The sequence below is a fragment of the Nocardioides sp. LHD-245 genome (assembly GCF_030929495.1).
Lineage (GTDB): Bacteria > Actinomycetota > Actinomycetes > Propionibacteriales > Nocardioidaceae > Nocardioides.
Map to the genome: position 1 here is coordinate 117,434 of NZ_JAVFWN010000003.1, position 12,313 is coordinate 129,746.

The following is a 12,313-nucleotide window of genomic DNA, read 5'->3' on the forward strand; positions in this document are numbered from 1 at the left end:
GGCCGCGGCGGCGAGGAATCAGGGGTTTGCTGAATTTCTTGCCGGCGGGCTTGCTCGTAGCGAAGGAATGCACGGTCGGGATGGTGATGGCGCCGGTGCGCCAGATCGGGCGTACCGCTGCCCGCACGGCGTAGTAGCCCGAGAAATCCTCAACCGCCGCTCCCGGGGGCAGGAGTGGCGGCCACGTCCGTGCCACGGGGTCGCACCGTCATCCCGAATGTGACAGCGATTCACATTCACCGTCACCCGGGACCGCCGGCGTCGTTGGACGGGGTGATCGGGGTCACTGTCGTGCGCCCGGAGCGCGGAGGTGGAGTGGTGGTCGAAGCACAGGTCGAGCCCACGCAGGGGTGGCAGCGGGTCGGACTGGCCGCGCTGGTCGCGCTGTCCGTGGTTGGGGTGGCGCTCACGGTGCCGACGGCCGGGGGCACGGCGCCGGGCGCCCGCGCGAACGACGGGACCATGACGCTCGCCGCCGCAGCCGAGCAGCGCAAGTTCGAGCTCGGCGTACCCCACGACGACGCGCTGCTGGCGCCGCACGACCACAACGACCCCGCGACCAAGAACGACGTCGCCCGCGGGCTGGCCGTCGGCGACGACCTGGGCGCGGCGGTCGACCCGACCTCGGCCGCGGAGCGCCGGGCCGCCGCGTCGTACGTCGACGGCGAGCGGGCGCTGCCCGACCCGAGGCTCGTGCCGACCGCGGCCTACCCGGCCCGCACGCCCGCGCCCGCCGACCGGTTCGCGATGGCCGGCGGCTGCTACGCGCTGAGCGGCGGCGGGGGCACCTTCGGCCCCTACTACTTCAAGGCCACCCGGCTCGGCGGCTACCTGCTGCACACCGCCGAGGGCGAGCTCACCCGCAACGGCAACGGGTCGGTGGAGATCGCCGCCAAGCCCGGCCCGGCCGCGGACTGGACGGTCTCCGGCGGGCCCGGCGCCTTCACCTTCCAGATCGACGGCGCCGGCGCCCTCGTCGCGCAGGGGCGCACCCTCACGACGGGTCCGGCCGCGACCCCTTTCCAGCTGCGCCTGGTCGGCGGCTGCCCGGCGTACCCCGAGGCGGACATCAACGTGAGCGGCGAGCCCTTCGGCGGCGCCGCGCCGTACCAGGAGGTCCGGGGCTTCGTCGACGCGCACACCCACGGCATGGCCTTCGAGTTCCTCGGCGGCAAGGTGCACTGCGGCCGCCCCTGGCACGAGTACGGCGCGCCGTACGCACTGGAGGACTGCGCCGACCACAAGCTCACCGGGGGCAAGGGCGCGCTGCTGGAGTCGGTGCTGTCCGGCAAGCCGTCGCACGACCCGGTCGGCTGGCCGACCTTCAAGGACTGGCCGGCGCCGGAGTCGCTGACCCACGAGGGCACCTACTACCGGTGGCTGGAGCGGGCCTGGCGCGGCGGGCAGCGGCTCTTCGTCAACCTGCTCGTCGAGAACAACAAGCTCTGCCAGCTCTACCCGCTCAAGCGGAACTCCTGTGACGACATGACCTCGATCCGGCTGCAGGCCAAGGACATGCGCGTCATGCAGGACTACATCGACGCCCAATTCGGCGGCCCGGGCAAGGGCTTCTACCGGATCGTGCAGGACCCGTTCGAGGCGCGCCGGGTGATCAACGCCGGCAAGATGGCCGTCGTCATGGGGATCGAGACGTCGATCCCGTTCGGCTGCACCTACAAGACGGTGCTGGGCCGTGACTTCCCGGCCTGCAGCGCCGCCGAGATCGACGCGAACCTCGACGAGATGCAGGCGCTCGGCGTACGCCAGATGGAGCTGGTCAACAAGTTCGACAACGCACTCGCCGGAGTCGCCGGCGACGCCGGCGCGATCGGGCCACTGGTCAACGCCGCCAACTTCCTCGAGACCGGCACGTTCTGGGCGATGGAGCACTGCGAGCCCGCGGACGGCGAGTCCGCCGACAACGCCCAGATCACCCTGCCCGACATCAGTGCCGGCCAGCAGGACGCGCTGTTCGGGGCGCTCGGCAAGGTGCTCGGCATCCTCCCGGCGCTGCCGCTCTACCCGCAGCCCGCGCACTGCAACAGACGCGGCCTGACCGACCTCGGCGTCCACACCATCGAGGGCCTCGCGAAGCGGAGGATGGTGTTCGACCCCGATCACCTCTCCGTCAAGGCGCGCGCCGCCTCGATGGACGTCATCGAGGACCTGGGGTACGCCGGCGTCATCTCCAGCCACTCCTGGTCGACCCCCGACACCTACCCGCGGATCTACCGCTCCGGTGGGTTCATCACGCCGTACGCCGGCGACTCGACCGGCTTCGTCGAGAAGTGGCGCCGCCACCTGGGCTGGGCCGACTCCCGCTACTACTTCGGCTTCGGCTTCGGCGCCGACATCAACGGACTCGGCGCCCAGGGCAACCCGCGCGGCGCCGGCGTACCCAACCCGGTGCGCTATCCCTTCGTCGGCCTCGGTGGGGTCACCGTCGACAAGCAGCGCGCCGGCCAGCGGGTGTGGGACATCAACACCGACGGCGTCGCCCAGTACGGCCTCTATCCCGACTGGGTCGAGGACCTGCGCCAGGTCGCCGAGGCGCAGCAGCGCGGCGACGGCGCCAAGATCGTCGACGACATGGCGCGCGGCGCCGAGGCGTACCTGCAGATGTGGGAGCGCGCGTACGGCGTGCGCCCGGACTCGTGCCGCAACCCGGGGCTGCGGATGTCGCTGGCCAAGGCGAAGAAGCTCGGGAAGCGGATGGTCCGCAAGCGGATGACCACCGACCGGGTGATCGCGAAGGTCGGCCAGCCCTATCTCCGGCTCGACAAGAGGTTCACCTTCTGCGCCCAGGCGAAGAAGGTGAAGAAGAACGGCAAGAAGACCAAGCGGACGGTCAAGGTGACCGTCGTCGTGAAGCTCCGGCCCAACGGCACGGTCAAGAAGGTGCGGTTCCGGCGGTGAGGCGCGGCGCCGGCGGTGGAGGCGGGCGGGACCCAGAAGTTACCTGCCGGTAGTATCCGCGGTGCCCGCGGCGCCAGCGTACGTGGGTAAGGCTTGCCTATCGCCGGGGGATCCCTCGCTCGGCACTAGGCTCGTCGGGCGCACTCCTGTGCGCGGCCCCTATGACTCCCTGCCGGCTGAGGAGCTGTTGGACACCATGCAGATCGTAGCGATCGTCGTCTCCCTGGCCGTGTCGGTCGTCGCCGTCGCCCTGACCGCGCGTGCCGTGCGTTCGATGCTCGGCGTGATCAAGCGTGGCCAGCCGGCGCCCGGTCGCACCGGCAACCCGGTCGGCCGCACGGTGACCATGGTCAAGGAGACCTTCGGCCACACGCGCATGCTGCAGTGGACCTGGGTCGGGATCCTGCACTGGTTCGCCTTCGCCGCCTTCCTCTTCCTCTCCACGGCCGTCGCGGCGGCGTTCTTCCAGCTCTTCGACGCCGAGTGGACGATCCCGATCATCGGCAAGTGGTTCGTCTACGAGTGGGTCGCCGAGGTGCTCGGCCTCCTCGGCACGCTCGCGATCATCCCGCTGATCGTCTACCGCCTCACCCACAAGCCCACGCAGCTCGGCCGCAAGAGCCGGTTCTTCGGGTCGACCATGTGGCAGGCGTACTTCGTCGAGGCGATGGTCCTCCTCGAGAGCTCCGCGATCCTGTTCATCCGGGGTGCGGAGTACAACCTGGCCCAGGCCCACGGCGGGGAGCATGCGGAGCACGCCACCGGCCTGCACTTCCCGATCTCTCAGGCCTTCGGCAACCTCTACCCGACCGGCCACGACTCCATCGGCTCGCTCGAGAACATCATCTACGTCATCGCGATGATCAAGATCGTCTCCGCGATGGTCTGGCTCATCGTCATCTCCACGAACCTCACGATGGGTGTCGCCTGGCACCGCTTCACCGCCTGGTTCAACATCTGGCTCAAGCGCGAGGACAGCGGTCGTACCGCGCTCGGCGCGGTCAAGCCGCTCACCTCGGGCGGCAAGGCGATCACGCTCGACGACGTCGACGATCTCGACGAGGACGCCATGCTCGGCGCCGGCTCCATCTGGGACTTCTCCTGGAAGGACATCCTCGACTTCACGACCTGCACCGAGTGCGGTCGCTGCCAGTCGCAGTGCCCCGCGTGGAACACCGAGAAGCCGCTCTCGCCGAAGCTGATGATGATGGCGATGCGCGAGGAGGCGTACGCCGTCGCCGGCGGCGCCGAGCAGCGGGCGCTGGTCGGGTCCGCCGGGCATGAGCAGAGCGAGGGCGTCGACGACTGGTTCTACATGCCCGAGGGCGGCGACTTCGTCGTCGACGAGGACGCTCTGTGGGCCTGCACCAACTGCGGCGCCTGCGTCCAGCAGTGCCCCGTCGACATCGAGCACGTCGACCACTTCGTCGACATGCGCCGCTACCAGGTGCTCGTCGAGTCGAACTTCCCCTCCGAGCTCAACGGCCTGTTCAAGGGCCTGGAGAACAAGGGCAACCCGTGGAACATGTCACCCACGGCACGCCTCGACTGGGCCAAGGACCTGCCCTTCGACGTCAAGGTCGTGGGTGACTCGATCGAGTCCCTCGACGAGGTCGACTGGCTGTTCTGGGTCGGCTGCGCCGGCGCCTACGAGGACCGGGCCAAGAAGACCACCCGCGCCGTGGCCGAGCTGCTCGACCTCGCGGGCGTCTCGTTCGGCGTACTCGGCAACGGCGAGACCTGCACGGGCGACTCCGCCCGCCGCGCCGGCAACGAGTTCGTCTTCCAGGGCCTCGCGCAGCAGAACATCGAGACGCTCACCGATGCCAAGGCGAAGAAGGTCGTCTCGACCTGCCCGCACTGCATGAACACCCTCAAGAACGAGTACCGCCAGCTCGGTCTCGAGCTCGAGGTCATCCACCACACCCAGCTGCTCAACCGGCTCGTGCGCGAGGGCAGGCTGACGCCGGTCGAGTCTGGGGCCGGGGCGCACAACCGGAAGATCACCTACCACGACCCGTGCTTCCTGGGACGTCACAACCAGGTCTACACGCCCCCGCGCGACCTGCTCGAGATCCTGCCCGGCGCCGAGTTCGCCGAGATGGAGCGCAACAAGGAGAAGTCCTTCTGCTGCGGCGCCGGTGGTGCCCGGATGTGGATGGAGGAGACCATCGGCGAGCGGATCAACCTGAACCGCACCGCCGAGGCCGTCGGCACCGGTGCCGACCAGGTCGCCGTGGGCTGCCCCTTCTGTCGCGTGATGCTCTCCGACGGTCTCACCAAGATGCAGGCCGACGGCGAGGCCCGCGAGGAGGTCGAGGTCCTCGACGTCGCGCAGATGCTGCTCGCCTCGGTCAAGGGCGAGCAGGCCACCAAGCTGCTGCCCGGTCAGGGTGCGCCGCTCCAGCCCGCGGCCAAGGCCGCACCGGTGGAGACCAAGGCCGAGCCGGAGGCCGGCGACGTCACCATCACCGAGGACACCGTCGTGGCGACCGAGGACGTCGGCCCCGCTGCGAAGGCTGCGTCCTCGGGTGGCGGCTCGTCGATGTTCGACGACCCGGGCTCCATGTTCGACACGCCGGCCCCGGCGACGCCCGAGGCGAAGGCGGCTCCCGAGGCGAAGGCGGCACCCGAGGCGAAGGGCGCCGACAGCGGCTCGCTGTTCGACGACCCGGGCTCGCTCTTCGACACGCCTGCGCCCGCGGCGGCCGCCCCGGCGGCTCCCGCCGCCCCCGCGACCCCGGTCGAGGAGAAGCCGGCCACCCCCGAGGATGGCGGCTCGCTGTTCGACGAGGGCGGCTCGCTCTTCGACACCCCGGCACCCGTCGCCCCGGCCGCCCCGGCGGCCGCCCCCGCGGCACCGCAGGCGGAGGAGAAGCCGGCGGTCGCCGAGAAGCCCGCGGCGGATCTCGGCGCCGGTGGCTCGCTGTTCGACATCGCCGCCCCCGCCGAGGAGGCTCCGAAGGTGGAGGCTCCGAAGGCTGAGGCTCCGAAGGCTGAGGCTCCGAAGGCTGAGGCTCCGAAGGCTGAGGCTCCGAAGGCTGAGGCTCCGAAGGCTGAGGCTCCGAAGGCTGAGGCTCCGGCTGCTGCCCCGGCGCCGTCGGTCGATCTGAACGCCGGCGGGTCGCTGTTCGACATCGCGGCGCCGGCGGCTCCCGCCGCTGCGGCTGCTCCGGCCGCCCCGGCGGCATCGGCCGCCGAGCCGGAGCCGGCTCCGGCTACGCCGGCCCGAGCGGAATCGGCCCCCGCGGAATCGGCCGCTGCCCCGGCGACGGACGTCGACCTCAACGCGATGGGCTCGCTGTTCGACATCGCTGCTCCGGCGGCTCCCGCCGCCGCGGCTGCTCCGGCCGCCCCGGCGGAGCCCGCGCCGACTTCCGAGCCGACCCCGGAGCCCGAGCCGACCCCGGAGCCCGAGCCGACCCCGGAGCCCGAGCCGACCCCGGAACCCGAGCCGACCCCGGAACCCGAGCCGACCCCGGAGCCCGAGGCGGCTGCCCCGGCCGCGCCGGCGCCGTCCTCCGGCGAGACCCACCAGCCGAGGACCGACGCCGACATCAACGCCGCGGAGTCCCTCTTCGACCTCTGAGGTCGCGAAGTGTGGAGTGTGGTGCCGCGATCGTGCGCACCGCGCTCCACACTTCGCGTCTCGGGGATCACGCGCAGCGTGGACAGGGGTGCCCGGCGCCCGGCCAGCCGCGGACCTGCAGCAGGCGGGCCACCTTGACCGCGGTCGCGCAGCCGCGCTCGAACACCTGGCCGTAGCCGAGGCGCACGGTGTGCTCCCGGTCGAGGGCGGCGTCGAGGTCGCGTTCGAGGTCCTTGTCCCGTCCGCCGGTGCCGTCGTGACCCAGTCGCCCGTCGAGCTCGACGATCTGCGTCCAGGTCCGTCGGCGATCGCGATAGACGATGTCGCGGAGCAGGGCTCGATGGTCACCGCCGAGCGCTGCGACCTGACGCTCGCCGCGGGGGAGGCCGTGGGGCCGCTCGACCAGGGTGAGATAGCCATGCTCCAGGACCGAACAGGTGCCCTGCGCGACGTCGTCGAGGATCCTGGCGAGCCACGCGCGCCGGTGGAGCCGCGGCAGCTGGTCCAGGCGCTCGCGCAGGCGGGCGGCGGTCGTACGCCGGGCGCCGCAGGCATCGGCGAGGGTGGCGATCGCATCGAGCTCGCGGGCGGTCCCGTCGGCTACCCGGAGCACCGCGTCGTCGTACCGGAGGCGCGGCGGGGACAGGTTCCACTGGGCCGCGGTGTCGAACTGGGCCGAGCGATGGACGACGACCCCGGACGGCGGCCGGATCCTTCGCTCGCGGGCCACGATGACCTCGATCGGCCGGTTCTCGGCACCGCTCCGCCCGGGTCCCTCGTGGGCCCGGATCGCGGACCGGCCCTCCAGCGCCGCCGGCCAGCACGCGAGTACGGCGGACCACGCCCGCTGCTGCCAGGTGAGGGCCCCGGTGTGATCGACGTAGACGCAGGGGTGGACCGTGGACCACGCCCGCCGGCGGAGCATCCTATCGACGTCGTGGCGGGTCAGGCCACCGGCGAGTGCCTGACGCCGGGCGACGACGCCGGCCTGGACCTCGAGCAGCGCGAGCAAGGATGCGGGCAGGCCCGGATCTGGCGGGGACATGCCCGACGGATTCCCCGGTCCGGCCGCCGTCGCACCCGCGACTCCTGGGCTGTGGACAAGGCGCCCGGACCACGGCGGCGACGTACCCACTTTCGAGGGGTGTGATGGCGGTCACCGGGGCGTCACCATGGGGGCATGACGGAGTCGTACGCCGCCGGCGAGACCACCACGCCCCTGCTGGACGAGACGATCGGTGCCAACCTGGAGCGCACGGTCGCGCGATGGCCGGACCGTGAGGCGCTGGTCGAGGTGGCGAGCGGACGCCGGTGGACCTGGCGTGAGTTCGACCGCGCGGTCGACGAGGCGGCCCGCGGCCTGATCGGCCTCGGCATCGCGAAGGGCGACCGGGTCGGGATGTGGGCGCCCAACTGCGCCGAGTGGACGATCGCCCAGTTCGCCGCAGCCAAGGCCGGCGCGATCCTGGTCAACGTCAACCCGTCGTACCGCACCCACGAGTTCGCGTACGCCGTCAACCAGTCCGGCCTGCGCCTGCTGCTCGCCGCGACCAGCTTCAAGACGAGCGACTACCGAGGCATGGTCGAGGAGGTGACGGCCAGGGGCGAGGTGCCCGGTCTCGAGCGGACGCTGTACGTCGACGGCGACGACTGGCAGCGCCTGGTCGATGCCGGTCGGGACCTCCCCGCGGGCGCTCTCACCGAACGCCAGCGCGAGCTGGCGCCCGACGACCCGATCAACATCCAGTACACGAGCGGCACCACCGGCTTCCCGAAGGGCGCGACGCTCAGCCACCGCAACATCCTCAACAACGGCTACTTCGTCACCGAGCTGATCGGGTTCGACGAGCAGGACCGCCTGTGCATCCCGGTGCCCTTCTACCACTGCTTCGGCATGGTGATGGCCAACCTCGGCTGCGTCACCCACGGCGCCACCATGGTCATCCCCGCGCCCGGTTTCGACCCGTCGCTGACCCTGCGGGCGGTCCAGGACGAGCGCTGCACCGCGGTGTACGGCGTCCCGACCATGTTCATCGCGATGCAGAACGCGCCGGACTTCGCCGACTACGACCTCGCCACGCTCCGCACCGGCATCATGGCCGGCTCCATCTGCCCGGTGGAGGTGATGAAGCGCTGCATCAACGACATGCACATGAGCGAGGTGTCGATCGCCTACGGCATGACCGAGACCAGCCCGGTGAGCTGTCAGACCCGGGCGGACGACGACCTCGACCGTCGTACGTCGACCATCGGCCGCGCCGCGCCCCATGTCGAGATCCGGATCGTCGACCCGGTGACGGGGGAGACGGTGCCGCGCGGCGAGCCGGGCGAGTTCTGCACCCGTGGCTACTCCGTCATGCTCGGCTACTGGAACGACGACGCCAAGACCGCCGAGGCCATCGACGCCGACGGCTGGATGCACACCGGCGACCTCGCCGTCATGCGTGAGGACGGCTACGCCAATATCGTCGGCCGGATCAAGGACATGGTCATCCGCGGCGGCGAGAACATCTACCCGCGCGAGATCGAGGAGTTCCTCTACACGCACCCCGACGTCGAGGACGTCCAGGTCGTCGGCGTACCCGACCAGAAGTACGGCGAGGAGCTCTGCGCCTGGGTCCGGCTCCGTGCCGGGGCCGACCCCCTCGACGCCGACGCCGTGCGCGCCTTCGCGACCGGCAAGCTCGCCCACTACAAGATCCCGCGCTACGTCCTGCTGGTCGACGAGTTCCCGATGACCGTCACCGGCAAGATCCGCAAGGTGGAGATGCGCGAGCGGTCGACCGAGCTGCTCGGTCTGGCCTGAGCGCCGACCCGGCGCAGCTTGAACCGCGATCACCGCCGACCCGGCGCAGACTGAACTCTGATCGCCCTCGACCCGGCGCAGGTTGAACCCCACCCTGTTCAATCTGCGCCGGGTCGGTGCGTTTTTTGACTCCATCTGCGACGGGTCGGCGAGATGACATCGGAGTGACTTGAAATGACGTCATGGTGATGTCACAGTGATGCACATGGACATCACGCCGTACGTCGACAGCCTCCGCCGGGACCTCCTGGCGGCTGCCGACAGCGCCGGGCCGCAGGCGCGGGAGGTGGCCGAGCGACTGGGCTACGCGCTGGACCCGGCCGTACGGCTCGCCGTGATGGAGGCGATCAGTCAGGCGGCGGCGGAGATCACCGCGACGATGTCCGCCGGCAGCGTCGACGTCCGGCTCGACGGTCGCGACCTCGACTTCGTGGTCACGCCGGGCGCGCCGGACGAGCCGGCGCTGCCGCAGCAGGTCACCGGCCCGGCGCCGGCCGACCCGCCCGCCGAGGACGAGGGGCAGGCCCGGGTCAGCCTGCGGCTGCCGGAGTCGCTCAAGGCCCGTGCCGACGACGCCGCCGCCCACGCCGGGCAGTCGCTCAACACCTGGCTGGTCACCCTGATCCGCGCGGCCACCGGCGAGCGCGCGCTCCGGGTCGACGTCGACCTGTCCAGCCGGCCGTTCGCCGGTGACTTCCCGTTCGGTACGACGCCCGGCGGCGGCAATCGCCGGATGACCGGCTGGCTCTGACCCCCCGCGCCCACCCTCACCGTGCTCACCCCCTCGCCCACCGACACAGGAGACCCGATGCCCGCCCACGAACCCCTCCGCCAGGTCCTCGAGACTCCCGGCCCGGTGAAGCTCCACGTCGAGAACGGCCGCGGCCGGATCGTCGTCCGGGCCGCCGACCAGGCGACCACCGACATCACGGTCACCGGCGCCCGTGCCGACGAGGTGCGGGTGACCCAGGACCACCGCCGTGTCGCCGTTCGCGCGCCGAGGCCCCGTGGTGGCATCTTCGGCGGCGGCGACGAGCTGCACATCGAGGTCGTCGTACCGCTCGACAGCGACCTCGACGCCCGCAGTGGCAGCGCGTCGATCACCGCCGGCGGCCGGTTCATGACGGCGCGGCTCAAGAGCGGCTCGGGCGTGGTCACCCTCGACCAGGCCAGGACCGTCGTCGTCGAGACCGGCTCCGGCGACATCAGCGTCGCCGAGGTGGAGGGCGACGTCCGGGTCCGCACCGGGTCGGGCGCCGTCGACCTCGGCCGGCTCGCCCGCACCGCCACGGTGTCCACCGGGTCGGGCGACGTGTGCCTGGGCCAGGCGCTCGGCACGGTGGTCGTCAAGACCGGCTCCGGCGACCTCGAGGTCGGCGAGAGCCGGGCCGACGTCACCAGCAAGACGGGGTCCGGTGATGTCGTCGTCCGTACGGCGCACCGCGGCCGGATCCAGGTCAAGGGCGCGTCCACGCGGGTGCACGTCGGCATCCCCGCGGGCACGCCGGTGTGGACCGACGTCACCACCGTGACCGGCCGGGTCAGCTCGACCCTGCCGCCGGTCGGGCGCCCCGAGCCCGGCGCCGACCACGTGGAGCTCCGTGCGACCACGGTCTCCGGCGACATCGCCCTCGTCCCCGCCTGAGGCAGGGCGCGGTCGCTGCCGCGGCGGAACTACCCCAATTGCGGTGACGCCGGATCTCGGAGCGCCGTCCTACCGTCGCGACAACGGCTGTACCGGCAGCCGGGTGGACCTGGGGGAGTGGCTCATGAGGCGACGGTTGCGGGGCATGTGCATCGCGGTGGTGGTGCTGGCGACGACGGCGCTCGCGGCCGTCGCCCAGGCGAGTCCGTCGTCGACGACGACGTCGACCGCGAAGGTCGACTGCGTGGTGTACGACGACGCGGCCGCGCGCTGCACGGTCGTCGGCGTGGTCTACGCGATCACGCAGATCGGCGACACGACGTACCTCGGCGGCTCCTTCGCCGCGGTCAACGGCGCCCCACGCGCCAACCTGGCCGCGGTGCGCGCGGACGGCTCCCTCGACCCGACGTGGACCCCGGCGACCGACGGCATCGTCTATGCGCTCGCGGCGTCCGCCGACGGCAGCAAGGTGTACGTCGGCGGCACCTTCGCCACCATCAACGGCCAGCCGCGTCGGCTCGCCGCGGTCACCGCGGACACCGGCGCACTCGTCACCGGGTGGTCGACGACCACCTCGAACAACACGGTTCGCGCGCTGGCCGCCGACAGGACCGGTCGCCTCTACGTCGGCGGCAGCTTCAGCCGGGTCGGCGGGCGCGCCATCGCTCGGCTCGCGGCGCTCGACCAGACGACCGGTGCGGTCGACCCGGCGTTCGCACCCCAGCCCAACAACACGGTCCGCGCACTCGGGCTCACCGACGACGGCTCCCGCCTCTATGCCGGTGGCTCCTTCTCCGTCATGGGCGGACAGTCCCGTCCCGGCGCGGCGGAGCTGACGCCCGCCGGTGCCACGACGGCGTTCGCGCCGACGGAGGGCGGTGTCGCGATCTCGCTCGACGTCTCGCCGACGGGCCGGCTCTTCTTCGGCACGACCAACAACCGGACGTGGGCCTACGACCGACGCTCAGCAGCCTGCCGCTGTACCGCGTCCGCACCTCGGGAGACGTCCAGGCCATCGCGGCCACGGCGGACGAGGTGTACGTCGGCGGACACTTCTCCGGCTTCCCCGAGGCGAAGCTCAACCGCCTCCACCTCGGCTCGTTCCTCGCGGCCGACGGCGCACCGACCGCGTGGGATCCCGGCGCCAACGGCACCTACGGGGTGTGGGCCCTCGGGCTGACCCGCGACGGCCCGGTGGCCGGCACGGTCGACGCCCTCTCGGTCGGTGGTGACTTCACCCGGGTCGCCGGCGCCGCGCGTCGCGGCTACGCGCGCTTCCTGTTCTGAGGCCGCCGGCGGGCGAAGCGGCCCCGCGTGACCGACGCCACCCTCCGGTCGTTACCCGTGAGTAGACCAC

The 12,313-nt window shown here is 71.8% G+C and carries 8 protein-coding genes; 7 read left to right on the plus strand and 1 reads right to left on the minus strand.

From position 1 onward, the window contains the following. Positions 1-318: 318 nt before the first annotated feature. Both RB608_RS05605 and RB608_RS05610 read left to right on the plus strand, forming a co-directional pair. Positions 319-2,916 (plus strand): hypothetical protein, encoded by a 2,598-nt coding sequence (locus RB608_RS05605; RefSeq protein ID WP_308086827.1) that lies wholly within the window; start codon positions 319-321, stop codon positions 2,914-2,916. A gap of 196 nt (positions 2,917-3,112) precedes the next feature. Further along, positions 3,113-6,505 carry a (Fe-S)-binding protein gene (locus RB608_RS05610; protein WP_308086828.1) on the plus strand — a complete coding sequence of 1,131 codons (3,393 nt, stop codon included), beginning with the start codon at positions 3,113-3,115 and terminating at the stop codon, positions 6,503-6,505. 67 nt (positions 6,506-6,572) lie between these two features. On the opposite strand, the gene RB608_RS05615 is transcribed toward RB608_RS05610, so the two are convergent. Then, positions 6,573-7,550: a hypothetical protein gene (locus tag RB608_RS05615; protein WP_308086829.1), complete on the minus strand. Its 978-nt coding sequence runs from the start codon at positions 7,548-7,550 to the stop codon at positions 6,573-6,575. Between the two features lie 135 nt (positions 7,551-7,685). Between RB608_RS05615 and RB608_RS05620 the strand changes: the two genes are divergently transcribed. The 5 genes from RB608_RS05620 to RB608_RS05640 all read left to right on the plus strand — a co-directional run bounded on the left by RB608_RS05620 (position 7,686) and on the right by RB608_RS05640 (position 12,243). After that, positions 7,686-9,311, plus strand: coding sequence for an AMP-binding protein (locus RB608_RS05620; protein WP_308086830.1), 1,626 nt, complete (start codon positions 7,686-7,688; stop codon positions 9,309-9,311). Between the two features lie 205 nt (positions 9,312-9,516). Beyond that, complete coding sequence (locus tag RB608_RS05625) at positions 9,517-10,062, plus strand: toxin-antitoxin system HicB family antitoxin (protein ID WP_308086831.1); 546 nt, start codon at positions 9,517-9,519, stop codon at positions 10,060-10,062. A gap of 57 nt (positions 10,063-10,119) precedes the next feature. Beyond that, the gene (locus RB608_RS05630) at positions 10,120-10,956 is read left to right on the plus strand and encodes a DUF4097 family beta strand repeat-containing protein (protein ID WP_308086832.1); all 837 of its coding nucleotides are present in this window, start codon (positions 10,120-10,122) and stop codon (positions 10,954-10,956) included. Positions 10,957-11,080: 124 nt separating this feature from the next. Further along, entirely contained in the window at positions 11,081-12,136 is a 1,056-nt protein-coding gene (locus RB608_RS05635) for a hypothetical protein (protein WP_308086833.1), read from the plus strand. Beyond that, positions 12,118-12,243, plus strand: a complete 126-nt coding sequence (locus RB608_RS05640) for a hypothetical protein (RefSeq protein WP_308086834.1) — start codon at positions 12,118-12,120, stop codon at positions 12,241-12,243. The genes RB608_RS05635 and RB608_RS05640 overlap by 19 nt, the downstream gene beginning before the upstream one ends. Positions 12,244-12,313: the final 70 nt, after the last annotated feature.

Bases quoted from the DNA above. Each gene is read 5' to 3' on its own strand.
- RB608_RS05615 (WP_308086829.1), bottom strand. From the start codon at position 7,550: ATGTCCCCGCCAGATCCGGGCCTGCCCGCATCCTTGCTCGCGCTGCTC.
- RB608_RS05625 (WP_308086831.1), top strand. From the start codon at position 9,517: ATGGACATCACGCCGTACGTCGACAGCCTCCGCCGGGACCTCCTGGCG.
- RB608_RS05620 (WP_308086830.1), top strand. From the start codon at position 7,686: ATGACGGAGTCGTACGCCGCCGGCGAGACCACCACGCCCCTGCTGGAC.
- RB608_RS05610 (WP_308086828.1), top strand. From the start codon at position 3,113: ATGCAGATCGTAGCGATCGTCGTCTCCCTGGCCGTGTCGGTCGTCGCC.
- RB608_RS05635 (WP_308086833.1), top strand. From the start codon at position 11,081: ATGAGGCGACGGTTGCGGGGCATGTGCATCGCGGTGGTGGTGCTGGCG.
- RB608_RS05630 (WP_308086832.1), top strand. From the start codon at position 10,120: ATGCCCGCCCACGAACCCCTCCGCCAGGTCCTCGAGACTCCCGGCCCG.